Source organism: Pseudomonas grandcourensis, assembly GCF_039909015.1.
Classification (GTDB): domain Bacteria; phylum Pseudomonadota; class Gammaproteobacteria; order Pseudomonadales; family Pseudomonadaceae; genus Aquipseudomonas; species Aquipseudomonas grandcourensis.
This window is the reverse complement of the sequence record NZ_CP150919.1, coordinates 1560366-1585565: the sequence shown is the minus strand read 5'-3', so window position 1 is coordinate 1585565 and position 25200 is coordinate 1560366. Positions and strand designations below refer to the sequence as shown.

General features: G+C 60.1%; 25 protein-coding genes and 1 pseudogene. 13 read left to right on the top strand and 13 right to left on the bottom strand.

The genetic code is table 11. From position 1 onward, the window contains the following. Positions 1 to 29: 29 nt before the first annotated feature. A complete protein-coding gene (locus tag AABM52_RS07045; protein ID WP_347911069.1) occupies positions 30 to 1316 on the bottom strand; it encodes an MFS transporter in 1287 nt (428 codons plus the stop codon). A gap of 146 nt (positions 1317 to 1462) precedes the next feature. Here AABM52_RS07045 and AABM52_RS07040 point away from each other — a divergent pair, with 146 nt between their 5' ends. The 3 genes and pseudogenes from AABM52_RS07040 (at position 1463) to AABM52_RS07030 (ending at position 4996) form a co-directional block, all read left to right on the top strand. Then, the gene (locus tag AABM52_RS07040) at positions 1463 to 2392 is read left to right on the top strand and encodes a LysR family transcriptional regulator (RefSeq protein ID WP_347911068.1); all 930 of its coding nucleotides are present in this window, start codon (positions 1463 to 1465) and stop codon (positions 2390 to 2392) included. Positions 2393 to 2653: 261 nt separating this feature from the next. Continuing rightward, positions 2654 to 2809 (top strand): annotated as a pseudogene (locus AABM52_RS07035) (MFS transporter); the annotation flags it as partial. Between the two features lie 75 nt (positions 2810 to 2884). Further along, positions 2885 to 4996, top strand: a complete 2112-nt coding sequence (locus tag AABM52_RS07030) for a TonB-dependent receptor (RefSeq protein ID WP_347911067.1) — start codon at positions 2885 to 2887, stop codon at positions 4994 to 4996. Positions 4997 to 5040: 44 nt separating this feature from the next. On the opposite strand, the gene AABM52_RS07025 is transcribed toward AABM52_RS07030, so the two are convergent. The 3 genes from AABM52_RS07025 to AABM52_RS07015 are packed head-to-tail and all read right to left on the bottom strand — an operon-like array spanning position 5041 to position 6903. After that, the gene (locus tag AABM52_RS07025) at positions 5041 to 5583 is read right to left on the bottom strand and encodes a DUF2937 family protein (RefSeq protein ID WP_347911066.1); all 543 of its coding nucleotides are present in this window, start codon (positions 5581 to 5583) and stop codon (positions 5041 to 5043) included. 13 nt (positions 5584 to 5596) lie between these two features. Beyond that, positions 5597 to 6373, bottom strand: coding sequence for a class II glutamine amidotransferase (locus AABM52_RS07020; RefSeq protein ID WP_046043863.1), 777 nt, complete (start codon positions 6371 to 6373; stop codon positions 5597 to 5599). 32 nt (positions 6374 to 6405) lie between these two features. After that, positions 6406 to 6903 carry an MFS transporter gene (locus AABM52_RS07015; RefSeq protein WP_347911064.1) on the bottom strand — a complete coding sequence of 166 codons (498 nt, stop codon included), beginning with the start codon at positions 6901 to 6903 and terminating at the stop codon, positions 6406 to 6408. 125 nt (positions 6904 to 7028) lie between these two features. On the opposite strand from AABM52_RS07015, the gene AABM52_RS07010 reads away from it, so the two are divergent. Continuing rightward, complete coding sequence (locus tag AABM52_RS07010) at positions 7029 to 9083, top strand: S9 family peptidase (RefSeq protein ID WP_347911063.1); 2055 nt, start codon at positions 7029 to 7031, stop codon at positions 9081 to 9083. A gap of 205 nt (positions 9084 to 9288) precedes the next feature. Next, complete coding sequence (locus AABM52_RS07005; RefSeq protein ID WP_056721336.1) at positions 9289 to 9762, top strand: cyclic nucleotide-binding domain-containing protein; 474 nt, start codon at positions 9289 to 9291, stop codon at positions 9760 to 9762. Here AABM52_RS07005 and AABM52_RS07000 read toward each other — a convergent pair. Further along, positions 9759 to 10049 carry a hypothetical protein gene (locus AABM52_RS07000; RefSeq protein ID WP_347911062.1) on the bottom strand — a complete coding sequence of 97 codons (291 nt, stop codon included), beginning with the start codon at positions 10047 to 10049 and terminating at the stop codon, positions 9759 to 9761. The genes AABM52_RS07005 and AABM52_RS07000 overlap by 4 nt on opposite strands. A gap of 95 nt (positions 10050 to 10144) precedes the next feature. On the opposite strand from AABM52_RS07000, the gene AABM52_RS06995 reads away from it, so the two are divergent. The 4 genes from AABM52_RS06995 (at position 10145) to AABM52_RS06980 (ending at position 12379) form a co-directional block, all read left to right on the top strand. Continuing rightward, positions 10145 to 10831 (top strand): spermidine synthase, encoded by a 687-nt coding sequence (locus tag AABM52_RS06995; RefSeq protein WP_046043858.1) that lies wholly within the window; start codon positions 10145 to 10147, stop codon positions 10829 to 10831. 50 nt (positions 10832 to 10881) lie between these two features. After that, positions 10882 to 11253 carry a YajD family HNH nuclease gene (locus AABM52_RS06990; protein ID WP_007898702.1) on the top strand — a complete coding sequence of 124 codons (372 nt, stop codon included), beginning with the start codon at positions 10882 to 10884 and terminating at the stop codon, positions 11251 to 11253. Positions 11254 to 11451: 198 nt separating this feature from the next. Next, a complete protein-coding gene (locus tag AABM52_RS06985; protein WP_007993783.1) occupies positions 11452 to 11922 on the top strand; it encodes an RNA methyltransferase in 471 nt (156 codons plus the stop codon). A 79-nt stretch (positions 11923 to 12001) separates the two neighbouring features. Next, positions 12002 to 12379, top strand: a complete 378-nt coding sequence (locus AABM52_RS06980; protein WP_347911061.1) for a DUF2892 domain-containing protein — start codon at positions 12002 to 12004, stop codon at positions 12377 to 12379. 57 nt (positions 12380 to 12436) lie between these two features. Here AABM52_RS06980 and AABM52_RS06975 read toward each other — a convergent pair whose 3' ends face one another. Together AABM52_RS06975 and AABM52_RS06970 are read right to left on the bottom strand one after the other, a co-directional pair. Next, on the bottom strand, positions 12437 to 13666 hold the full coding sequence (locus AABM52_RS06975) for a hypothetical protein (protein WP_347911060.1): 1230 nt from the start codon (positions 13664 to 13666) through the stop codon (positions 12437 to 12439). Positions 13667 to 13700: 34 nt separating this feature from the next. Beyond that, positions 13701 to 14150 (bottom strand): YcgN family cysteine cluster protein, encoded by a 450-nt coding sequence (locus tag AABM52_RS06970; protein WP_095945369.1) that lies wholly within the window; start codon positions 14148 to 14150, stop codon positions 13701 to 13703. Positions 14151 to 14314: 164 nt separating this feature from the next. Here AABM52_RS06970 and AABM52_RS06965 point away from each other — a divergent pair, with 164 nt between their 5' ends. Continuing rightward, positions 14315 to 14908: a nitroreductase family protein gene (locus AABM52_RS06965; RefSeq protein ID WP_150717811.1), complete on the top strand. Its 594-nt coding sequence runs from the start codon at positions 14315 to 14317 to the stop codon at positions 14906 to 14908. A 91-nt stretch (positions 14909 to 14999) separates the two neighbouring features. On the opposite strand, the gene AABM52_RS06960 is transcribed toward AABM52_RS06965, so the two are convergent. From AABM52_RS06960 to AABM52_RS06935, 6 genes are all read right to left on the bottom strand, one after another. After that, on the bottom strand, positions 15000 to 15932 hold the full coding sequence (locus tag AABM52_RS06960; RefSeq protein WP_347911058.1) for a D-2-hydroxyacid dehydrogenase: 933 nt from the start codon (positions 15930 to 15932) through the stop codon (positions 15000 to 15002). A gap of 119 nt (positions 15933 to 16051) precedes the next feature. Continuing rightward, a complete protein-coding gene (locus AABM52_RS06955; RefSeq protein ID WP_347911057.1) occupies positions 16052 to 16345 on the bottom strand; it encodes a YcgL domain-containing protein in 294 nt (97 codons plus the stop codon). Beyond that, positions 16342 to 17475: a ribonuclease D gene (gene rnd / locus AABM52_RS06950; protein WP_347911056.1), complete on the bottom strand. Its 1134-nt coding sequence runs from the start codon at positions 17473 to 17475 to the stop codon at positions 16342 to 16344. Before rnd ends, AABM52_RS06955 begins: the two co-directional genes overlap by 4 nt. Before the next feature lie 123 nt (positions 17476 to 17598). Further along, positions 17599 to 18261: a class I SAM-dependent methyltransferase gene (locus AABM52_RS06945; protein WP_347911055.1), complete on the bottom strand. Its 663-nt coding sequence runs from the start codon at positions 18259 to 18261 to the stop codon at positions 17599 to 17601. Between the two features lie 72 nt (positions 18262 to 18333). Beyond that, positions 18334 to 19983, bottom strand: coding sequence for a phosphoethanolamine--lipid A transferase (locus AABM52_RS06940; protein WP_347911054.1), 1650 nt, complete (start codon positions 19981 to 19983; stop codon positions 18334 to 18336). A gap of 190 nt (positions 19984 to 20173) precedes the next feature. Beyond that, positions 20174 to 21556, bottom strand: a complete 1383-nt coding sequence (locus AABM52_RS06935) for a glutamine synthetase family protein (RefSeq protein WP_347911053.1) — start codon at positions 21554 to 21556, stop codon at positions 20174 to 20176. A gap of 472 nt (positions 21557 to 22028) precedes the next feature. On the opposite strand from AABM52_RS06935, the gene AABM52_RS06930 reads away from it, so the two are divergent. The 3 genes from AABM52_RS06930 (at position 22029) to AABM52_RS06920 (ending at position 25197) form a co-directional block, all read left to right on the top strand. Continuing rightward, positions 22029 to 23213: a cyanate transporter gene (locus AABM52_RS06930; RefSeq protein ID WP_347911052.1), complete on the top strand. Its 1185-nt coding sequence runs from the start codon at positions 22029 to 22031 to the stop codon at positions 23211 to 23213. Positions 23214 to 23226: 13 nt separating this feature from the next. Next, the gene (locus AABM52_RS06925) at positions 23227 to 24144 is read left to right on the top strand and encodes a DMT family transporter (protein ID WP_347911050.1); all 918 of its coding nucleotides are present in this window, start codon (positions 23227 to 23229) and stop codon (positions 24142 to 24144) included. A 114-nt stretch (positions 24145 to 24258) separates the two neighbouring features. Next, positions 24259 to 25197 carry a LysR family transcriptional regulator gene (locus AABM52_RS06920; protein WP_347911049.1) on the top strand — a complete coding sequence of 313 codons (939 nt, stop codon included), beginning with the start codon at positions 24259 to 24261 and terminating at the stop codon, positions 25195 to 25197. Positions 25198 to 25200 lie beyond the last annotated feature (3 nt).

Here is a 25200-nt window from a genome sequence, read left to right as displayed (position 1 = left end):
ATCTGTAAGACAGCCCCGCAGATTATCAGTTACTGGGCGTCGAGTTGCTTGCCACGGGTTTCCGGCAAACTCAGGGCCGCGAGGATCACCACGCCGTAGGAAACCGCCGCAAAGGCACCGATGCCTACACTCAGCGGCACGGTCTGGCTGAGCAGGCCGATCAGCAGCGGGAACAACGCCGCCAGCGCCCGGCCGATGTTGTAGCAAAAACCCTGGCCCGAACCGCGAATCCGTGTGGGGAACAATTCGGTCAGGAATGCGCCCATGCCACTGAAGATCCCCGAGGCGAAAAAGCCCAACGGAAAGCCCAGCCACAGCATCACGCTGTTGCTGACCGGCAGTTGTGTGTACAGCAAGACAATGGTGAACGAGCCCACGGCGAACAGGATGAAGTTCTTTTTACGTCCGAGGATGTCGGTCAAATAGGCGCTGATGACATAACCGACGTAGGACCCGACGATCACCATCGCCAGATAACCGCTGGTATTGAGTACGCTCAAACCGCGTTCGTTCTTCAGGAAAGTCGGCAACCAGGACGTGATCGCGTAGTAGCCGCCCAGCGCGCCGGTGGTCAGCAACGAAGCGCGAATCGTGGTGAACAGCATGCCGGGGGCGAAGATCTCGTAGAACTTCGACGGATTGCTCGGCTCCTGTTTAGCCTTGGCCTCACGGTAGATTTCCGGGTCTTTCACCAACCGGCGAACGAAGATCACGAAAATCGCCGGCACGATGCCGAGGATGAACAGCGCGCGCCAGGCGTCTTCCGGTGGCAATACCGAGAACAGCAGCGCATACAGAATCGCGGTCAGCCCCCAACCCAGCGCCCAGCCGGACTGCACCATGCCAACAGCCTTGCCACGGTCCTGGGCACGAATCACCTCGCCCATCAGCACCGCACCGGCCGTCCACTCGCCGCCGAAACCGAAGCCCATCAGGGTCCGTGCAATCAACAGTTGCTCGTAGCTCTGGGCAAAGCCGCAGAGAAAGGTGAAGAAGGCAAACCACAGCACGGTCAGTTGCAAGGTGCGCACACGACCGATGCGGTCAGAGAGAATCCCCGCCACCCAACCACCGATGGCTGAAGCGATCAGCGTGCTGGTGTGAATCAGCCCGGCCTGGCCGGTGGTGATGCCCCACATGGCAATCAGGGTCGGCACCACGAAGCTGAGCATCTGGGTGTCCATGCCATCCAGGCCATAGCCGATCTTGCAGCTCCAGAAGGTGCGGCGTTCCTGCTGATTGATGTTGCGATACCAGTCGAAAGGTCCCGGGCGGGCCGAGGCTTTCGAGATGGCGGTGGTGTCGGGCGCACTCATGGCAAATCTCCGCGCTGATTTTATTGGTATTGTTCTGAGCCCCGACGACGCCTATCGTGGGAACCGGATGCGTCGATTTTTGGACGCGCGCCCCAGCTGCGTCCAACTAATAAAAACCCGCCTTAGACATAAGAAATCTTTATCCCATGAACCTGAAGTTTCTCGAGACCTTCGTCTGGGTCGCCCGACTCAAGAGTTTCCGCCTGACCGCCGACAAGCTCTTCACCACTCAGGCCTCGATCTCCAGCCGCATCGCAGTGCTTGAAGGCGAGCTCGGGGTAAAGCTGTTTCTGCGGGATTCGCGCGGCGTGAGCCTGACGCCCGAAGGCCTCAAGGTGCTCGATTACGCCGAGCAGATGATGGACACCATGCAGGCACTCAAGCAGTCGATCGAGACTCGCTCGAGCAAGGCCGGACGGGTGCGCATCGGCGTGATGGACACGGTGATCCATACCTGGCTCAGCCCGCTGGTGGCGCAGATGACCGATCACTACCCGCTGGTGGAAATCGAACTGGTGGCCGATACCTCGCTCAACCTCTGCGATCAGCTGCAAAAAGGCTTTCTCGACGTGATCCTGCAAACCGACCTGCTACGTCAGGAAAGCGTGCGCAGCCTGGAACTGGCCAGCCACCCCATGGGCTGGATTGTCGCCAGCAACTCCCTGTACAACCGTGAGTATTCAGGCGTCGCCGATCTGGCGAAAGAGCGGATCATTACCTACTCGAAAAACTCTCACCCGCATCAGGAAGTGCTCGCCCTGATGCAGGCCAATGGCGTGACGGCGCCACGTCTGAACTGCGTGAACTCGGTGTCGGCGATTACCCGGCTGCTGCGCGACGGCTTTGGCATCGGCGCGTTGCCGCCGGTGCTGGTGGCCGAAGAGCTGGCACGGGGGGAGTTGACCCTGCTGGACATTGATCAGCGACCACCCGACTTGCAGGTGGTGGTGTCGTGGCGAGTGGGCGTGGAGTGGGCCGAGGAGATTGTGGCGTTGTGTCAGCAAGTGTTGGAGGAGTATGCGCGGAAAGTGGGAGAGCGCTACATGGTCTTGAGCAAACCCCTGGCCAGACTCTGAAAAGGAGCTTTCCATATCACAAGAAGCAATTACTATCATTTGCATTAATATTTTGAAAATGTATTCTCTGCGCGCATTCAGCTAAACCACTGTCCAGAAGGAATCGGACTTGATGCGCGCTTTCACGCAAAGACAGCAGCAACTGCTCTCACACTGGAGCGAAGCCCTCGGCACTCCAGCCTTCCAGTCCCGCCGCATCACCCTCGACCCTTTGAGCAATGCCCAGGCGCCCGCCGCGCAGCGCTGCTTCCAATCCCTGATCCGGCTTACACCTTGCGCCTCATCGAGGGCGCTGCCTGGCTCTGCGCCCTGACGCTGGCGGCCACGGCACTGGCTAACGAATGGCTGGGGTTTCTCGTCAGCCGGTTGCTCTGGGGCATCTGGCAAGGCGCGCTGCTCCCCGTCGCCTACGCACTGGCCGCCCTCAGGATCCGGGTGCGCCCCGCAATCTTTTCTACCCACACTTGTCACGACTAAGAAAAAGACCACCTCATGACCCGAACCAAACTTTCCCTGTTGATTCCGTTGCTCGGCTCCGTCAGCGCCCAGGCCTGGGCCGAGGACACCGACCAGCAACCCGGCACATTGAACATGCAAGCCACCGTCGTTTCCGCGACGCGCAGCGAAGCGACCATTGCCTCGATTCCAGGCTCGGTCCAGGTGATCGACGAACAACAGATCCGCCAACAGAGTGGCGCCGGGCGCAGGGTCTCCGACATCCTGGGGCAACTGGTTCCCGGCCTGGCGCCATCCAGCGGAGGGATGAGCAACTTCGGCCAGACCCTGCGCGGGCGCAACATGCTGGTGTTGATCGACGGCGTGTCGCAGAACGCCACGCGAGACAACTTCCGCCAGCTCAACAGCATCGCACCGGCCAGTATCGAACGCATCGAGGTGGTTTCCGGTGCCAGCAGCATCTATGGAGCCGGTGCTTCGGGCGGCATCATCAACATCATCACCAAGCGCAACCAGGGTCAGGACATTGCCTACAGCAGCAAACTGGGTTTGACCACCGGCAACAATCTCAACAGCAAGGGTTTCGCCTACGAGGCCTTTCAGAGTGCGACCGGGCGCAAGGATGCCCTGGACTGGTACGTGTCCGCCGACCTGACACAGCGCAACGATCAGTACGACGGCAACGGCAATCGCATCCCTCAGGACACGTCCCAGGGCAGCAACATGGACACCGACACCTATGACCTGCAAGGTCGTTTCGGTTACGAACTGGATGCCGATAAAAAACTCAGCCTGTCGCTGCAGGACTACAAAGACCAGCAGGACACTGACTACACAAAAGACCCGAAAAACCTGCAAGAGGCCGTGGCGGTCAAAGGACTGAAACTCGACGACCAGCCCTACACCCATAACCAGGCGGCCAACCTCAACTACACCGACAACGACTTCTACGGCCAGGGCCTGCAACTGGAAAGCTACTGGCGCCGGGCCGACGCGCTGTTCTTCCCGGACCTGTCGCGGGGCAAGGCCGGGATCGCCGACAACAACAGCGTGCAGGATGTGTATGGCCTGCGTGCGGCCATCGACACGCCGTTGCCGGCCATCGGCAGCGCGACGGGCAACCTGGTCTGGGGCGCCGACTATGATCACGAACGCTCCCGCCAGCGCGGTGACCAATACACCCTCAAAGGGCTGACCTACACCAAGACTGGCACCACTTACGAGATGGGCCCGGATATCGAAACCACCACCAAGGCGCTGTTCGGACAGATGTCCTGGGACATCGGTGACTGGACCTTGCGTGGCGGTGTGCGCCGCGAATGGATCGAAAGCGAGGTCTCCGACAGCATCGCCTACGGTCAGATCGTCCAGACCGGCGTGCGCGCCATCCTGCCCGGTGACACCCTCAAATACGACGCCACGCTCTATAACCTGGGCGCGGTCTATCACCTGAGTGAACATCAGGACGTCTTCGCCAATTACAGCCAGGGGTTTTCGCTGCCGGACATCCAGCGCTTCTTGCGGGACGTGAACAGCACCTTCGACATCCAGAGTCTCAACGCCCAGGCCATCAAGGTCGACAGCTACGAGCTGGGCTGGCGTGGTGACTGGGACCAGTGGCAGGCCGACGTCACCGTCTATGAAAACACCTCGGACGTGACCCAGTTCTACGATGCCAATAACCGTGTCTTGCGGCTGATCAACCAGAAAGAGCGGGTTCGCGGCATCGAAAACAGCCTGACCTACCGCGCGACCGATCACTGGTCGGTGGGTGGCACCTATGCCTGGGCCAAAGGCGAGACCCAGCAGAACGGGAAATGGATCGATCTGCCGGCGACACGCATTTCACCGGCAAAGACCACGCTGTTCGTCGGCTACACCGAAGACGACTACACCCTGCGCCTGCAAGGCATGCACCTGGCCAGCTACGACGCTGCCGCCAAGGACAACAACGGGCGCGACATCGAAGGTTATACGCTGGTGGACCTGCTCGGCTCCGTGTACTTGCCGGTCGGTCGCCTGGAAGGCGGGGTGTACAACCTGACCAATCGCACGTACGTCAACCTGTTCGCCCAAGCCAACGCCAAAGCGCCCTACCCCAACGCCGAGGGTCGGACCTTGAGCATGACCTATTCGATAGATTGGTGATCCAGCAAGGAGCCGGCTTGCCGGCTCCTTGACGTTCAAGGGTGTTACAAGCCGCGCAAATCACGCTCTTCGATCGGCCGGCTCTGGCGCAGACGCTTGCCGCCCAACACCACCCAATCAATCAGACGGAACAGGCACTCAATCCCGAACGACAGCAGCAACGCGCCGCTCATGCCCCAGACCATCGCTTCGGGCGTCAACAGGATCTGGTAGCTGTAGCCATTCCAGGTTTCCTTGCGGATATCCGGATCGGCGGCCAGCACCACTTGCAGGAAGCGGATGTACCACGGGCCTTGCATTGCCTGGAACTGTTTGTCCAAGGCCACCTGACGGGTCAACAGGTTGCTCAGGCTGTCGGCGTCGCTGCGAAAGATCGGGTCTTCGCTGGCGCGGTAATGCCCGACCAGAGCCTGCATATCACCCTTGAAGAACTGATTGGCGGTGTTCTGGAACCCGCTCAGGCTGGCCTGCGCCTCGATCAGATGCGCCTCGACCCGCTTGGCGTAATCGCTGATGAAGCCCGGCACCTGGACACCGATCAACAGGCCCGCCGCAAACAACACCAGCCGTAGATAACTGAGCAACATGGGGGTTGAATCCTTATGAGGTCTGGCCCTGGCTGACGCATTCGCCGCGTCGCCACAGGCTCCATTGACCCGGTTCGTAACGGGTCCAGGTTTCGTTTTCGGTCAGGGGTTCGGTGGCGATGACGGTGACCACATCGTTAGGCGTGGTTTCGGCCTGAAAATCGACGATCACGTCGACATCCTTCAAGCGCGCCGGGCCAAACGGTGCGCGACGGGTGATTTGCGCCAGCTTGGTCGAGCAATAGCAGAACAGCCAGTCGCCGTCGCTGAGCAGGCAATTGAACACGCCTTTGCTACGGTATTCGGCGCAAGCGGCCACCAGATCCGGCAGCAACGCTTCGACCTCGACCGGCTCGGGGAACGCCGCACGCACGCGGTTGAGCAAATCGCAGAACGCCGCTTCGCTGTCGGTATCGCCGACCGGGCGATAGAAACTGGCCACTGGCTGGAAGTCCGCCAACTGGCCGTTATGGGCGAAACACCAGTTGCGCCCCCACAGTTCACGGACGAAGGGATGCGTGTTGGACAGACAGACCTTGCCGACGTTGGCCTGGCGGATGTGCCCGATCACCACTTCGCTCTTGATCGGATAACGCTGCACCAGGTTCGCGACTTCCGACTCGCAGCTCGCCGCCGGGTCCTGGAACAGCCGCAGCCCACGGCCTTCATAGAAGGCAATGCCCCAGCCATCGCGGTGCGGGCCGGTGCGTCCGCCGCGCTGCATCAGCCCGGTGAAGCTGAACACGATATCGGTCGGGACATTGGCGCTCATGCCCAATAACTCACACATGCTCGGACTCTCGCTCAATCGCAGGGGCAAGGTTACAGACGGGGTTCGACTCGCATCCGCTGAGGGCTGCTCGGCACGGGCGGACGACCGTAACGATCATCGCCGGCACCGCCGAACGGTTGATCGTCCTCGGGCTCGTTGGCACGGACGGCGGCTTTGGTGGCGGCCTCACGCTCCTTGCGGGCTTTAGAGGCGCGTTCGATAGGGAAACGGATCGCCACCAGCACCAGATAGAGGCCGAATGCAATCATGCCGTACATGAACAAATCGGAAATAGCCCGCCAGGCGTTGTTGCCGACCTTGAACAGCAGATCGAGCGCGGTAATGGCGACAGCCGGTGCGACTTTGTCCTTCACCGGGTCGATGATGGTCGGGCTGAACAGCAGCACGGCCATCGCCAGGCGCAGTGGCTCACGCAGCCAACGCCACATCCAGCGGGTCAAGCGCATCCACACCAACAGGCAGCCCAAAGCGGCGAAGGCGTAGAGGCCCCAAGCGATCAGATAGTCGTTCTCGGTCATGGTGTCCATGGCAAGGCAGGCAAAGAGGCGCTTATGATAACGGCTTTTCGCCCATCAGGCTGCATCAATGCCTGACTGTTGGGCGCTATCCAAGTTGCCAGCCCCCTATTCCGTACACTGTTCGAGAGCCCTTCATGCCCCTATCCGCCAACATTCATGACGCTCCGATTGCCCACAAGGCTGAAGGCTCCGACCCGTATGCCTGGCTGCAAGAGCGCGACACCGAGGCAGTGCTCGACTACCTGAAAGCCGAAAACAGCTATCAGCAAGCGCAAACCGCCGACCAGGCCGCATTGCGCGAAACCCTGTTCGAAGAGATCAAGGGACGGATTCTCGAGACCGATCTGTCCCTGCCCTCGCCGTGGGGACCCTATCTGTACTACACCCGCACCACGGCGGGCGATGAGTACGCCCGGCACTACCGCTGCCCGCGTCCGGCCGATGACAGCCTGACCCTCGACGAAAGCCGCGAACAACTGCTGCTGGACCCCAACGAACTGGCCAATGGCGGCTTCTTTTCCCTGGGTGCGTTCAGCATCAGTCCGGACCATCAGCGTCTGGCCTACAGCATCGACTCCAGCGGCGACGAGATTTACACGCTGTTCGTGAAGGAATTGTCCGACGGCCGTGTCAGCGAGCTGGAATTCCAGGACTGCGACGGCAGCATGACCTGGGCCAACGACAGCCTGACGCTGTTCTTCGGCGAGCTGGACGACACCCATCGCCCGCACAAGCTGCATCGCTATCGCCTGGACGGCACGGCGGCCGAGGAAGTGTTCCATGAGCCGGACGGGCGCTTCTTCATGCATTGCTACCGTTCAAGCTCCGAGCAGCAATTGCTGCTGTCCGTGGGCAGCAAGACCACCAGCGAAGCCTGGGTCCTCGACGCCAACCAGCCGCAGCAAGCCTTTACCTGCATCGCGCCACGGGTCGAGGATCATGAGTACGACGTCGACCACGGCGTACTCGACGGCCAAAGGACCTGGTTCATTCGCAGCAACCGTGACGGCATCAATTTCGCCTTGTACACGGCCGTCGATACCGGCGCCGCGCCCACCGAGGCTGACTGGCAGAACCTGATCCCCCACAGCGACACGGTGATGATCGACGGCATCAGCCTGAACACCGGGGTCATGACCCTGAGCCTGCGGGTTGGCGGCTTGCCGGTTATTGAAGTTCACCCACAAGGCCTGGCGCCTTATCGCGTGCAACTGCCGGATGCGGCCTACAGCCTGCACGTGCAAAACAGCCTGGAGTTCGAAAGCGACCGGATTCGCCTGCGCTATGAAGCCTTGAACCGTCCGGCGCAAATCCGCCAGCTTGAACTGGCGAGCGGCGAGCAGAAAGTCCTCAAGCAAACCCCGGTGCTCGGCCCGTTCGATGCCGACGCCTACGTCAGCCAGCGCCTGTGGGCCACTGCGCCGGACGGCACGCAAGTGCCCATCAGCCTGGTGATCAAACGCGCAGACCTGGGCAAACCCGTGCCACTGTACCTCTATGGCTATGGTGCCTACGGCGAAAGCCTCGACCCGTGGTTTTCCCATGCGCGCCTGAGCCTGCTCGATCGCGGCATGGCCTTTGCCATTGCCCACGTGCGTGGCGGCGGCGAACTGGGGGAAGCCTGGTATCGCGCCGGTAAGCAGGAGCACAAGCACAACACCTTCACCGACTTTATCGCCTGCGCCGAACACCTGATCGCCCAAGGCTTCACCACTGCACCGCAGTTGGCGATCAGTGGCGGCAGCGCCGGTGGCTTGCTGATCGGTGCGGTGCTCAATCAACGGCCAGACCTGTTTGGCGCCGCCATCGCCGAAGTGCCGTTCGTCGACGTACTCAACACCATGCTCGACCCTGACCTGCCATTGACCGTGACGGAATACGACGAGTGGGGCAACCCTGAAGCGCCGGACGTCCATGATCGGATCAAAGCCTACGCCCCGTACGAAAACGTCACCGCGCAAGCTTATCCGGCGACCCTGGTGATCGCCGGCTACAACGACAGCCGCGTGCAGTACTGGGAAGCAGCCAAGTGGGTGGCGAAACTACGCGCGACCAAGACCGACAGCAACCCGCTGCTGCTCAAGACTGAACTGGGCGCGGGGCATGGCGGGATGAGTGGTCGATATCAGGGATTGCGTGACGTAGCACTCGAATATGCATTTTTGTTCAAGGTATTGGGTATTGCCTGAGGAACCTGGCGCGGTGTGCCGGTCTTAACTCCACGCACCGGCGGCCGATACAACCCGTATCCCTTGTGGGAGCGAGCCTGCTCGCGATAGCGGTGGCGCATTCAACATCAATATCGAATGTGCCGGCCTCATCGCGAGCAGGCTCGCTCCTACAAAGGCCAATCAATACCCGGAACAACAGACACTACAAAAAGACCGTGACGACATGTCTGAACCAACCTTTCTGAACAACGAAATTCGCGACTGGCTGATGGATTGCGGCCTGTTCAATCAGCTGTTGCCGGCGGACTTCGCCGCGGCTTCGGGCTACTTCAGTATCAGCACCATTGCCCAGGGCGAGGAGATCTTTCAGGAGGGCGATGCCGGCAGTTTCATGTGCATCATCCACACCGGCCAGGTGGCGGTGCAGAAAACCAACGCTGACGGGCAACGAGTCACCATCGCCACGTTGCGCAGCGGCCGCTCGTTCGGCGAAATGGCCGTGCTTGATGGCGAACGGCGCTCGGCCAGTTGCGTGGCCGCGAGCAACTGCCAGTTGCTCAACCTGGGCAAGGACTCGCTGGAGAAGATGCTCAACGACGCACCGAAGATCGCCGCCAAGATCATCCGCGCCCTCGCCGTGTCCCTCTCCAAACGCCTGCGCATGGCCGACGGCCAACTGCTTTCGCAGCAGGTCTAGCCGCCCGGCGACTTGGCTTTCGGCGGATTGGGCTCCAGGCCCGGCACGGGTTGGTCCTTGGTCGGCGGGCTCGGCATTTCGATCGGCACCAACGGCGGACCGCTGCTGCCGGGGCCGACTTTGGGCAAAGGCGCCGGGCTGATCTGCGGGTACGGCGTGGGCGTCGCGGTGCCGGGCGAACCGGGCATCGGCGTGGGGCTGACGGGAATCGATTGCAGCTGTTGAGCCTGCACTGCAGTTATCGAGAGCGCGGCCAGGGCAATGACCGTTAGAATGGTGCGCTTCATCAATGGCTCCGTTGGCCTTGTCGTCATAAACAGGCTACTCCCAACTGCGTCTGTTTGCCCTCCCGAGTTCTGCCAATTTTCTTCAAGTGAGCCCCATGAAACGTTTCGTTCTGCTGGACACCACCCCCATCCCTGAAAACGGCGGCGCCCTGTGCCTGTTCGAATACGGCGAGGATTTTGTCATCAAGATCCAGGGCGGCGACGGCGGACAATTGATGAACACGCGCATGCACGGCTCCGAAGATGCCTTGGCCGAGATCCCGTGTCGCAAGGTCGCCGGCCGACCAAATTCACGAGTACTCATTGGCGGCTTGGGCATGGGTTTCACCCTCGCTTCGGCGCTCAAGCACCTGGGCAAGACCGCCGAAGTGGTGGTGGCTGAATTGGTGCCGGGCGTTGTGGAATGGAATCGCGGGCCACTCGGCGAGAAAGCCGGAAACCCGCTTCAAGACCCGCGGACCGTGATTCGCATGGAAGACGTGGCCAAAGTACTGCAGGCCGAGCCCCAGGGTTTCGATGCCATCATGCTCGACGTCGACAACGGTCCCGAAGGCCTGACCCAGAAAGCCAACAGCTGGCTGTACTCTGCCGGCGGCCTGAGCGCCTGCGCCAAGGCCCTGAGACCAAAAGGCGTGCTGGCCGTGTGGTCGGCCAGCGCTGACCGGCAATTTTCCGACAAACTGAAGAAAGCCGGTTTCAAGGCCGAGGAAGTACAGGTCTTCGCCCACGGCAACAAGGGCACCCGCCACACCATCTGGATTGCCGAGAAGCTCAAGGGCTAGGCTAAACTTCACCCTATAACCGTCATTAGTCTTTCTACAAAGGTGAACCCATGAGTTCGTCCACCCCGACCAACACTTCGAAGCTGGATCGCATCCTCGCCGACAACCAGCGCGACAAGGAAATGGGCTACCGCGACAAAGCCCTGAAGATGTACCCGCACGTCTGTGGCCGCTGCGCCCGTGAGTTCTCCGGCAAACGCCTGAGCGAACTGACCGTGCACCACCGCGATCACAACCATGACAACAACCCACAGGACGGCTCGAACTGGGAGCTGTTGTGCCTGTACTGCCACGATAACGAGCACTCGCGTTATACCGACCAGCAGTATTTCGACGAAGGCTCGCTGAGCACGCCGAAAATCGCCAAGGCCACGCATAACCCGTTTGCTGCCTTGGCGGGCCTCATGAAAAAAGAAGACTGAAGATTTTCAGCGCCTGATCTGGCCTCATCGCGAGCAAGCTCGCTCCCACATTGTTCTGCGTCCGTCAGGACACCTCGGTCAACTGTGGGAGCGAGCCTGCTCGCGATAGCAATCGCTCAGACACCACCAATCTCAAACTGACCACCCCTGCCCCAATCCCCGTATAATTGCGCTTTTTTCCCGAAAGGCACCCCGCTCGTGGCAGACAAACGGTACAGCTGCATTGGTTTGTATAACCCCAAATCACCGGAGAACGTCGGTTCGGTGATGCGCGCCGCTGGCTGTTACGGCGTGGCGTCGGTGTTCTACACCGGCAAGCGCTATGAACGCGCCGCCGACTTCGTCACCGATACCAAGCGCGTGCACTACGACATCCCGCTGATCGGCATCGACGACCTGAAGAAAATCCTGCCCCTCAATTGTGTGCCCGTCGCCGTGGAACTGGTCGAGGGCGCCCGCCCGTTGCCGGAATACACCCACCCGGATCGCGCGCTCTACATCTTCGGCCCGGAAGACGGATCGCTGGATAAAGAAATTCGCGACTGGTGTGAAGACGTGGTCTACATTCCGACCACCGGTTGCATGAACCTGGCCGCCACGGTCAACGTCGTGCTCTACGACCGCATGTCCAAAGGGCTCAATACCCGCTCCGGGCCAAAATTCCGCTAATCACCGCACATCCGATTGAACGAGCTGCCCGCCCAGGCAGTCAGCTTGACTATCGATCCCTGAAGCCTGGAGACAGACCATGAGCGAACTCAAACGTGTCGAGCGTATCGAATCCACCCCGTTCCAGAGCCCTTCCGAGCAGAACGTGCAGGGCTGGGAACGCATCGGCTCCCTGGCCGGCGGCGTGGTGATGGTGGGCAAGGGCCTGCGGCGTGGCGGGATCTTTGGCCTGATCCAGGTGGCCATCGGCGGCGCGGCCCTGGCGCGCGGTATTACCGGCCACAGTTCGGCGAAAAGCCTGCTGGAGAAAGGCCGTCAGGACATGAACAACGTACGGGCGAAAATCCAGCGGGCGGGTGAAGAACTGAGCCAGTTGAAGGCCAATGCCGAGGCAGCAACCAAAACCGCCACCGTTACCGGCAATGATTCGTTAAAGTCGCCGAAAGCCGGGGTTTGATCCGGATCGTCTGGCGGGGCTGATGGCCCTATCGCGAGCCTGCTCGCGATGACGGACTCACTGAATCAACTCGGTACTCAGTACCTTTGAAGAGCCACCGATCACACTCTCGCTGAGCTGAACAAACGCCTGGGTATCGATATCCCCCACCCGCATCGCCCCGCGCAGCACATCATCCAGCGAACGCTTGTTGTGGGTTTTCAGTCGAATCTCGCGATCCAGTTCCTGCAGCAACACCACCGCCCTGGCCACCTGCGCCGGGCTGATCTGCTCGCCGCGCAGCGTGGTGACTTTCTGGCTGCTCTTGACCAGCTTGCCGTGCAGGTTCTCAAAGCGCTCATCACTCATGCCTCCGGCCCGGCGCACCAGTTCGATGGCGTAATACTCGGCAAAGCCTTCGCTGATCCAGTCACTGCGCTGCGTGCCGTTGATCCGCCCGAACATCTGGGCCAACTCGCGGACCAGGGCACTGGTGCCGCTTTCGCTGACCAACGGCAGACGACTGTTGAGGTAGATCGACTCGTGCGCCGACTGGCTGCCGCGCCACATAGGATCATTGGCCCCGACGATCAGCAGTTTGCCCGGGTGTCGCGGATACAGCGCCTGCACTTGAGGCCAGACGAAGGTCAGCAGCGTCAGCACATCCATACGTCGCATGCCCTGCCCCAGCGGCGAGGCGACGGTGACTTCGGTCTCGCCCAGACGAGTACGGCGGCTGCCGAGCTGGCCAGCGAGCATCCAGCCCGTGGGCCGGTCGAACAGTCGGGAAGGGTTGTCGATACGGAATTTATTCGGGCCGATTCGTGGCCACGCGGTTTCAACGCTTTTCCAGCCACCGGGCAGTTCGAACTCCAGGCGTGCAACCAGTTCGATGCCGTCCTGTTGATCGAGTCTGGCAGCCGGTACCAGATCGTCGCCGCGCATCAACGCCCAGTTCGGCGTCATGCGCGTGTCGAAACTGCCGCTCTTGCGCCCGTGACTGATGTTCACGCGGTAGGTCAGGCTGGCCTTGTCGGCAGCCGGATGCCAGACACCGCGCGCCGCATTGCCTGGGGTCAGCTGCCATTGGCCGTCAGCCTTGAAGTCGCTGTAGTGGCTGCCGTCGCCGAGGTCGAAATCCAGGCTGCGTACCGCCGAACCCTGGGCGAGCGTCAGGCGCACTTCGGCCTGATCGCTCTGGGGTAACAAGCGCACGTGATAGTCCAGGTTGACCTTGTTCGAAGCCCATGCGGGCGAATTCATGGCCAGTAATCCAACGACCCACGCCTGCCGCCATCCCACAGCCATACACACTCCTTCGTGAAACGTTGAACGTTGGCAATCAGCCTGCGCGGAAAATCAGGTGATCTTCCCAGTCATCTTCCGGCACGCTGCCTTCGGCGAGCATGCGCCCGGACTGGGAAATCCGCTCGTGATGAACGGCATCGCGATCACCGCACACCAGGTGATGCCACAACGGCAGGTCCTTGCCTTCGCTGACCAGGCGATAGCCGCAGGTCGGCGGCAGCCATTTGAATTCGTCGGCCTTGCCCGGCGTGAGCTGGATACAGTCCGGCACGGAGTCACGGCGGTTGGGATAGTCCTTGCACTGGCAGGTTTTCAGGTCCAGCAGTTTGCAGGCGATGCGCGTGTAATAGACGCTGTTGTCGTCTTCGTCTTCAAGCTTTTGCAGGCAGCACAATCCACAGCCGTCGCACAGCGACTCCCATTCCTCTTGATCGAGTTGATCGAGGGTCTTGCGTATCCAGAACGGTTCTACTTTGGCGGCCATGGTTCGAGTATCGACATCAGGTGGTGAAAAGGCCGCCAGTCTAGTGCCCGTAGCCCTGCGGGCCAAGCATTGGCGACTGTCGGTAGAACGGGCTTGTCAGTTTTTGCGCTGCCAAGTAGGGTTTTGCGTTGCTCCCACTTTCAAACGTAGCCAGGAATCTCTTGATGAGTGCCAACCCACGCGTTGCCGATTACGCCATTCACCCTCAGTTCACCGATCGCTGGTCGCCCCGCGCCTTCACTGGCGAAACGATTCCAGAGGAAACCCTGCTGAGCTTCTTCGAAGCCGCCCGTTGGGCACCCTCGGCCTACAACTCGCAACCCTGGCGTTTCCTCTACGCTCGTCGCGACACGCCGAACTGGGAGCGTTACCTGGGCCTGCTGAATGAATTCAACCGCAGCTGGGCGCAACATGCTTCTGCCCTGGTGATCGTGATTTCGAAAACCACCTTCACCGCACCTGGCGCCACCGAAGAAACCCCGGCCCTGTGGCACACCTTCGACACCGGTTCAGCCTGGGGCCACCTGGCCTTGCAAGCGAGCCTGAGCGGCTGGCACACCCACGGCATGGCCGGCTTCGACCAGGAGCTCACCCGCAAGGAGCTGAACATTCCTGAAGGTTACGCCCTGCACGCCGCCGTCGCGGTGGGCAAGCTGGGGGACAAGGCGAGCCTGGCGGATTACCTGCAAGCCCGTGAAGAGCCAAGCCCGCGTCGTCCATTGAGCGAGTTGGCGGCTGAGGGTGACTTCACCCTCTAATAGCAAAAGATCGCAGCCTGCGGCAGCTCCTACAGGTGTACACATCACCCTGTAGGAGCTGCCGCAGGCTGCGATCTTTTTTCGCTGCGCCTCAATACCCGCGATCGAAATCCACTTCCCCGCGCAATGCCTCTCCCGCCTGATACGCCCGCAGGTTCTCGACAAACAGCTTCACCATCATCGAAGGCGAAGTCGGTGCCGAGCTGTGGCCGGTCAGCAGCAGACCCCAGGCCGTCCAGAACGGATGACGCTGGGGCAAGGGTTCCTGACGGCACACGTCGATCACTGCGCCCGCCAGATGCCCTTCCTTCAAGGCATCCACCAGATCAGCATCGACCACCGCCACACCGCGCCCGGCGTTGATGAACAACCCGGTCGGCTTGAATTGCTTGAACAGCGCCGCGTCGTAGATATCGTGGGTTTCCACGGTGTTCGGCAGCAGATTGACCACGTGATCGACTTCACCGACCAGCCGCGGCAGATCCGCCAGTGAACCGACTTCGATAAACGGTGCCTGCTCCCGCGCGCTGCTGGCCACGCCATACAACTCGACGCCGAACGGTACGAGGAACTGCGCGACACTTTGGCCGATATCACCGGTGCCGACGATCAACACCTTGCGCCCCGCCAGGCTCTGGCCATGGCGACTGTCCCACTTGCGTTCGACCTGGCTGACCAGTCGCGCCAGTACTTCACGTTCGTGACCGAGCATGTACGTGAGCACGTACTCGGCCATGACCTGGCCGAAGATTCCGACTGCACGGGTCAGCCGATAGTGCCGCGGCAAGCCATCGGCCAGCAGTGGCGTGATGCCTGCCCAGGTCGATTGCAGCCATTGCGGTTGATGGCCCTGACGCAACAGGGTCGCCAGCAAATCAGGCTGGCCGAGCCACACCGGGCAATCGGCGGCCTGACTGGCCAGTTCAGCGGAATCACCGCTGGTCAGCACCTCCAGATCCGGTGCCGCCTCGCGCAACAGTTGGGCGTACACGGGGTGGTCGTGTTCAGCAATCAGGACGCGCATGCTTCAAACCTTTCAAAAACGGTGCAGACGGCCGCCCACGGAGCAATGCTCCGCCGATGCTGCCATCGCTAAAATCAATCAGTGTTTCATAACCACGCTGAACAGAGCCTGTCTGCCGCTCATATCGGATCGTTGCGACGCAACAATTCTTCCGGCAGGTGCTCGATGTACTCGTCTTCGGCAGGTGGCATTTGCAGGTGATAGCCCTGTTTTTCGAGGTTTTCCAGCACGACCGTGATGTCCTCGCGCGACAGCTTGCGCTCGGGGCTCAGCACCAGGTCGAACGCATGGATGGCCTTGCCGAAGGCTGTCATCAGGGGCTCCGGCACGCGCTCCAGAGCATCGCTCTTGAGCACATACAGGTACATTTCGTTTCTCTTCGAGCTGCGATAAATGGAACAAATACGTTTCAAGGCTGTTCTCCGGCGGTGGCCAGGCTGTCGAGCAGCGCCTGGCCCATCAATTCGCGGCGCCAGCCACGCAACGAATCAGGCAATTGGTAGGGACCATTGGGGAAGCCGCTCTTGAGCAGCGCTTCCAGGGTTTTCTTGCGCAGCATCAGTTCCGGCGCGATGTTCAGGCGCTCGGCTTCGGCCTGGCCTATGGCCTTCATTTGTTTGAGCAGCGCAGCGGCATCCACCGGCAGCGGCTCCGGCACGACTGGCGGCCATTGGTCAGGCGACACACTGCCAGAGCGCTTGATCAGATCAAGCAGAAACTCGCCGTCCTGACGCACGGTACGCGGGTGCATGTCTTCGATTTTCGCCAAGGCGCCGAGGTTGTCCGGTTGCGTACGCGCCAGCGGCCACAACGAATGCTCGCGGATAATCCGGTTGCGCGGCAGGTCGCGGGCCCGGGCTTCCTTTTCGCGCCAGGCGCAGAGCTCACGCAAAACGGCGAGTTGGGCGCGGGACAGCTTCCAGGCCAGCTTGGCATCGCGATAGACCTCGTACGGATCGATCTCGCGGCGCAGGTTGGCCACCAGTTCGGCGCCGTCCTCCAGGACCCAGACGTATTTGTCGTCAGACAGCTTGGGACGCAGCTTTACGAAGACTTCAGCCAAATGCACGGCGTCTTCGGCGGCATAGCTGATCTGGGTTTCGGAAAGCGGACGTTGCAGCCAGTCGGAACGGGTTTCACCCTTGGGCAGGTCGATGCCGAGCACTTCCTGCACCAGCCGTGAATAGCCCATGGAAAAACCAAGGTTCAGGTAAGCGGCAGCCAGCTGCGTATCGAACAGCGGTGCCGGCAGGCTGCCGGTCAGGCGTAGCAGGACTTCGAGGTCTTCGCTGCACGCGTGGACAACTTTGAGTACCGCCGGGTTTTCCAGCAAAGCGGCCAATGGCTGCCAGTTGTCGATGGTCAGCGGGTCGATCAAATAGGCGCGAACGCCATCACCGATCTGCAGCAGACCAGCGATCGGGTAGAAGGTGTCGACCCGCATGAATTCGGTATCGAGGGCAACGAATGGCAACTGTTGCCACTCGGCGCACAACCGTCCGAGGCTATCGTTGTCGCGAATCCAGTGAATATCGATGGCCACACGGCTCTCCCTTGAAGAATGGCGCGCAGTATATATCGCCCCCGGCGATTTCCGCGCATCCACTGAACAAGAGCATTAGCGAAAATTACTGCGTGACATAAAGAATAGTCCGACAACGTCGGGCTAGCTGGTCTTACCCAGCACGTAGACCCGCATCTGCGCACAACCGGGGAAAAAGTCCTGATGACTAAGCAAACGAAATCCCGCCTGCCTGAACTCGCTTTCCAATTCGGTCTTGCCAGGCAACGGCCGGTCCGCAACGCCCTCCACGCCTGAGTGCGCCCTCTTGAAAAGGCCATCGAGGCGTACCGCAACTATCACCGTATCGCGACTGACCCGGTAAAACTCGCCCAGCATCGCCAGACGATGTTCAGGGTTATGGAGGTGCTGAAACAGTTGCATGCAGAAAATGCAGTCAACCGCGTTCTCCGACAAGCCAATCGAGAACGCGGAGCTTTGAAAGGTCTTGACCCGCTTCAACAGGCTTTGCGGGTGATGAGTGCGGGCATGATCGAGGATGTCCTGGGACGGATCCGTCGCGAGGATCACCCGATTCGCGTGCTCGGCCAGCACTGGCCAGAAACGCCCCACACCACAAGCCACATCAAGGATCAGACCCGGCTCGCCAGCGACCTTGAGTGCATTGCGCACCAGACGCTCCTCACGCCAGAGCGCCAGACGCCCGGCCAGACTCGGCGCTTGCGGCTGAAGGCAGACGCGCGCGTGCTCCTGGTCGTAGCGCCGGGCGATCTCAAGCTCGATGGCGGATGGAGGCTGAGCGGACATGTGCAATGGCTCTTGGTAAAAGTTCTACAGGCCGCAGGTCGGCGGCCGCCGTGTGAAACAGAATCGGAGCACTCAATCCTTGGCCAACACACCGTCGGTCACTGGACCACGACATCCGGCAAACATGTCCAGATCCTGGTTGTAGACCTTGCTGTTGATCTCTAGTAGCCCAAGCATCGAATGAAACAGGTTGTCCTGGCTCAGGGGCTTTTCACGGCCCTGTTGCAGGCAGTGGGTATCTACCGCAAAGGACTTTTTATAGCTGTCGGAGAACCAGGCAAACATGGCTACATGTTTTTGCTGCTCCGGTGCCAGCATGTAAGGCGTGCCGTGAAGGAACAAGTTGTATTCACCCAGGGACTCGCCGTGGTCAGACAGATACAGCATCGCGGTATCCACTTTGCCCTGGTTGCTGCGCAGCAGGTCGATCAAGGTCGACAGCACATGGTCGGTATAGACCAGGGTGTTGTCGTAACCATTGACGATACTTTCGCGGCTGCAATTGTTCAGGGCATTACTCTCGCAAACCGGGGTGAAGCGCTCGAATTCTTTCGGGTAACGCTTGAAGTACTCCGGACCGTGGCTGCCCATCTGGTGCAATACCAGTACAGTGTCCTTGTCCAGGGTATCGATGAAATGTTGCAGGCCTTGCAACAGGATTTCGTCGCGGCATTCGCTGTTGTTGCACAGCGCCGGATCTTTCAGGTTGCTGACGTCCTGAATGGTGACGCGATCGCAGGTACCTTTGCAGCCTGACTGGTTGTCACGCCAGATCACGTCGATACCCGCATGCTTGAGTACGTCCAGCAGGCCTTCTTCGTTCTTTGCCTTGCTGGCGTTGTAGTCATTGCGCCCCATGTTGGAGAACATGCAGGGCACTGATACGGCGGTTTCAGTACCGCAGGAATGCACATCGGTGAAAGCGATCAGGCCATCTTCCTTACTCAGTTTCGGAGTGGTGTCGCGGCTATAACCAAGGATGCCGAAGTTCTCCGCCCGGGCACTTTCACCCACGACAAGCACCGTCAGGGATTTTCGTCCGTGAGTTTGCCAGGCCGGATTGCGCTGGGCATCTTCACCGATCTTGACAAAGGGTTGCCGCGCAGTCGCCACTTTCTCGCGCAAGAAACCGGACGTGGCACCAATGTAGTTGCTTGGTACCACCATCAGGCGCAACTCGTGGTGATTGCGAAACAGCGAAGACAGGCCTTGATAGTTAACCAGTGCAACACCGCCAATGACCGCTGCCGAGGCAAAAGTCACCAGAACTTTACTGAGTAGTTCACGGTGCCAACGACGATAATTAATCGGCGTCTTCCACAACAGCAAGGACGGTAAAACGCCGAGCAGCAAAATATAAACAAACAACTTGAGCGACAGTAAGTCACGCACTTCCGTGGCATTGGTTTCAGCGAAGTTACGCAACATGCCGGTGTCGATCAGAACACCATACTGGCTCATGAAATACGCCACGCCCGCGCTGATCATGAACAGCAGGGTCAGGACCGGCTTGAGCACCGGCCGGAAGGCCAGCAGGGTCAGCACAATGTTGAAGGCCGCGAAAATCATCACCCCAAAGGCCACGCGCATGACGATGCCCTTGCCGTCGGATGCGGTGATTTCGAACAGGTGTTGCCAGAGTACAAAATTGAAGCCAAACAACAAAAATGCGCTGGCAATCAGTGTCACCCATTCGGGGCGCACGGCTTTAATCTTAAGCATGAGTTTCGGCGGGTCCTGAAAAAAGGTGTCTTCGGCAAATGTGAAAATTTCATTTACCGAGATATCTCTAATTTTAGGTAGTCAACCATCAATTTTTTGTGAAAAAGAAGCCAACAATTAGTTGGCTTATAAAACCAGCCAGGAACTTCCAGGCTGGTTGAGAACGGTACAGCTCCAGTACGGCCTCGACTCAAGCCTGGTGCAAATACCAACGCCAGTCCTGATCGCCGACCTCCCCCATGAATTGACGATACTCGGCGCGTTTCACCGCCAGGTAGACGCCGAGGAATTTGCCGCCGAAGGCTTCCCTGGCCCAACTTGAACCTTCCAGCGATCGCAAGGTGGTCAGCCAGTCTGTCGGCAACAGTGTCGTGGCCTGGGCGTAGCCGTTACCTTCCACCGGCGCACCAGGGTCGAGCTGTTCGCGGATACCGCGATGAATACCGGCCAGAATCGCCGCTGCCGCCAGATAGGGGTTGGCATCTGCGCCGCAGATTCGATGTTCGATGTGCCGGGAATACGCCGGCCCGCCAGGCACTCGCAGGCTCACGGTGCGATTGTCCACGCCCCAGGTGGCCGCCAGGGGTGCATAGCTGTTGGCCTGGAATCGCCGGTAGGAGTTGGCGTTGGGGCAGAACAGCAACAGCGAATCGAGCAAGGTACTGAGCATGCCGGCGACGGCCTGCTTGAGCAGTGGCGTTCCATCCGGGGCTTCGCTGGCGAAGAGGTTGTTGCCGTCCTTGTCCGCCAGGCTCACGTGCATGTGCATCCCGGTGCCGGCCAGGTCATCGAAAGGCTTGGCCATGAAGCAGGCTGTCATGCCGTGCTTGTGCGCCACGCCCTTGACCAGACGCTTGTAGCGCACCGCCTCATCCATCGCTTGTAGTGCGTCGGAGCGGTGCTCGAGGGTGATTTCCACTTGCCCCGGCGCGTATTCGGAAATGGCCGTGCGCGCAGGAATCCCCTGGAGTTTGCAGGCACTGTAAAGATCGGCCAGGAACGGCTCGATCTGTTCAAGCTCGCGCAAACCATAGACCTGAGTGCCGTGCGGACGCCCACCATCGACATCCCGTGCCGGTTGCGGCCGGCCATTGCTGTCGCGTTGCTGATCCAGCAGGTAGAACTCCAATTCCGCCGCCATGACCGGGTAATAACCGTCTGCCTGCAAACCTTCGATGACTTTGGCCAGCAAATGACGGGGATCGGCAATGGTAGCGGGCATTCCCTCCGTCGGGTGCATGCTGACCTGCACGGCGGCGGTCGGTATCAGGCGCCACGGCATACGCGTGAGGCTGCCGCTGATAGGGTAAGCCCGGCAGTCGATATCACCGACGTCCCAGACCAGCCCGGAGTTTTCGACGTCATCGCCGTTGATGGTCAGGCCGAGGATGGTGCTCGGCAATGGCCGCCCGCTTTCATACACCGCCAGCAACTCGTCACGATGCAGCAACTTGCCCCGTGGCACACCGTTATTGTCGAGGATGAACAGCTCGAACATTTCAATGTCCGGGTTCTGCTCCAGAAAGGTCAGGGCTTCTTGCCGGGTGGCAAACGAGGTCGTGGCACTACTCATGGGAACTCTCTTTTTCCGTGTCAGACGGGTACGCAAAAGCACCCGCACTTTAATCCCGGCATCAACCGGAATATTTAGGAACAATCAGCGGAAAAAGCAGGAATCCGGCGGGCGCGCATGACGGCAATGCCACAGCGCCCAGAAAGCCAGTTCAGAAGGAAGTGCAGAGAGGTTTGGCGCGGTGGCGGGCGTGAATCGACGACCAAGGCTCGACGCCCGAACGTCGATGGATGCCTTGAAGTGGATTGCGACTGGCCAACCGTCCATAGAGAGAACCGCAGAAAACAGATGACCCGCAGCGTCACACGATGGCTTAAGTCGTTAAATCAGGATTTGAAGAACCTTGGATGTCGTCTGGCTAAACATTTGGCTACGACTTGTATTTAATTTCTAAATACTTTGCCGGAATTTCTGATTTGCCGCCTCCAGGCCTCGCGCGCCTAATCGGAACCCTATTGTTCAAGGTCCGATCATGGAAAACACCCGAGCCACGTCCCGCCCTGCCCTCTGGCTCATGTTCAGCATTGTCCTGATTGCCCTGAACCTGCGCCCTTCCATGGCCGCTATCGGGCCTCTGCTCTCGGCGATTCGCGACGACATTGCGCTGAGCTTCAGCCAAGCTTCACTGCTGACAATGTTGCCGGTGACGGCCATGGGACTGGCGATGTTTGCCGGCCTGCGCGTCAGCCAGCGACTCGGTGAGCAGCGCACGGTGGTGTTCTCGTTGCTGATCATCGGCGTGGCCACGGTTTCGCGGCTGTTCCTTGATTCAGCCGCTGAGCTGCTCCTCAGCGCAGTACTGGCTGGTATCGGGATCGCCCTGATCCAGGCCCTGATGCCGGCGCTGATCAAATCCCGCTTCAGCGACCACGTGGCCCTGTGCATGGGGCTCTATGTCACATCGATCATGGGCGGTGCCGCCATGGGGGCTTCCTTTGCGCCGCTGGTGATGGAGCGTACCGGCAGCTGGCGTATGGGCCTGGCGATCTGGGCCGTTCTCGCCGTGCTGGCGTTGCTCTTCTGGCGCAGCCAAAGCGCGGGGATGCCAACACTGGATTCGAAGGCATCCAGCAAAGATTCGTACTTCGCCAATTCCCGCGCGTGGTTACTCGCTATTTTTTTTGGCCTGGGCACTGCGTCCTACACCTGTGTTCTGGCCTGGCTGGCGCCGTATTACGTGGAAAAAGGCTGGAGCGAGCAGCACGCCGGATTGCTGCTCGGGTTTCTGACCGCCATGGAAGTCCTCTCGGGTCTGTTGACGCCCGTGATCGCCAATCGCAGCCTCGACCGCCGCATCGTACTGATGGCATTGCTGGCACTGATCATCGCCGGTTTCTGCGGACTGATTCTAAGCCCGCAGCATTTGAGCCTGATGTGGCCATGCTTGCTGGGGCTGGGCATTGGCGGCCTGTTCCCGATGAGCCTGATCGTATCGCTGGACCACCTGGACAATCCATCGCGTGCCGGTGGCCTGACCGCATTCGTGCAAGGCGTCGGCTACTTGATCGCCGGCCTGTCGCCGCTGCTGGCGGGGATCATCCGCGACCGGCTCGGCAGCTTTGAATGGGCCTGGTGGTCGCTGACGGCAGTCATGGCGCTGATGATGCTGATGGTTTTGCGCTTCAACCCAAGGTACTACACCCGCCACATCCATTGACCCGGAGCCTGCCATGAAAATCACCGGTTTCGCCGTTGCTCACGCCAGCATGCTGCTTTGGGCCTTGTTGATCGCCGCATCATTTTCCGCGGCGGCACAAGTCAGCCAAGCCATCGACCCGATCCTGCTGACCGGTTTGCGCCTGCTGTTTTGCGCCTTGGTGTTTCTGCCGCTGTTGCTGCTAAAAGCCGATGCCGTCATGACCGCCCGCGCGCTGCTGGGTCACGCAGCGCTCGGCCTGCTGCTGGCGCTGTACTTCGGTTCGCTGTTCGAAGCATTGCGCTACACCTCGGCCGTCAACACCGGGACGATGTTCACGCTGGTGCCGCTGATGACCCTGGGGTTCGAAGCCGTGCTGACACCTGACGGCCGTCTGAAACAACGGATTGTGCCGATGCTGCTCGCCGCTGCCGGAGCAGTGTTACTGATCATGAAAGGCACCAGCCCCGGCGAGTTGCCATCACCCTATGCATTGACGGTGTACGGCATCGGTTGCCTGGCGATGGCACTCTACGCCCCCCTCAGCCAGCGCCTGAAAGCCGATAGCCTCAAGGGACGCGGGCCGGTGTCCTTGACGTTCTGGAATATGCTGTTCGGTGCGCTGTTTCTGCTGGTGTTCTGTGGATTCAGTGGCGGTTGGCGCTCGGCATCATTACTGACGCTCAACGATTTCTATTGGCTGATGTACCTGGCGGTATTCGCCACCCTGGCGACGTTCTGGCTGCTGCACCGGGCCATCGGCGTGATCGCGCCGTCCTCGGTGATTTCCTACATCTACCTGAGCACGCTGTTCATCACCTTGTTTCACTGGCTTTGGGGGCACGAGATACCGCTGCCACTGGAAATGGCCGGCGCGGTGCTGGTGGGCCTCGGCATGTTCGCGCTCATGATGTCCAGCCGCCGCGTCGTGTCGGCGATTGTCCAGGGCTGACAGGGTCTTGGGCGAAACGTCCTGCAAGGCATTTTCCCTGCTCGCTCATTCCGTTAGGATAATTCATTCACCCTTGCACACGGTCAGCGCAAGGGACGTAGCGAGACGCAATGGATGCTGAACAGTAATTCGCTTAGAAAACTCGACATGCAGGACCTCATGGTGTTCGTCGCCGTGTATGAGCAGAACAGCGTCACCGTCGTATCCGAGACGCTCTGCGTCAGCCAGTCCACGGTGAGTTACTGCCTGAAAAAACTGCGCACCAGTTTCGAAGACGAACTGTTCATCAATACCCGTACCGGCGGCATGCAGCCCACCGGCAAGGCCAGCACGATGTACCCTCATGTGCTGAAAATCCTCGAAAGCATCAACCTGTGTCACGCCGGTTTACCCACGTTCGACCCGGGCCTGCAGCCCGTGACCTTCAACATCTGCGCACCGGAATACTTCGAGCAATTGATCCTGCCGCGCTTGTTGAAAACCTTCGACCTCGCCGATCTTCCGGTGATGGTCAATGTATTCAAACTCGAATCCGATATCCCTGCCGAAGCGTTGCGCGAAGGCAGCCTCGACGTGGTGATGTGCTTCGGCCCTGACTTTCATCGCAGTCACGTCGATTTCAAATCGCAGACGCTGCTCGAAGATGACCTTGTGTGTGTTTTCGACAAATGCGCCACGCCGGCAGAACCACGCTTGAGCCTGCAAACCTATGTCGAACGTCGACACGTGTTCCCGACACCCTGGACGTCCGCCACCAACATGGTCGACGGCTGGCTCGCGCAGCAGGCACAACAACGCCAGATCGTCGCACGCGCCAACAGCTACAGTGCAGCACTGAAGCTGATTACCGGCACCGACTATGTCCTGACCCTGCCCCGGCGTATCCAGCGATTGCTGGCCAGTGCAGACACCTTCAATCACTGTGAAGCGCCCGAAGGCTTGCCGGGTTTCACCCTCGACATGCAGTGGAGCCTGGGTGCCGATCAGGACAGCGCCAGCACCTGGTTGCGAACGCAAGTGATCCAGGCCTGCATCGAGCAGGAATCAACCTGATGT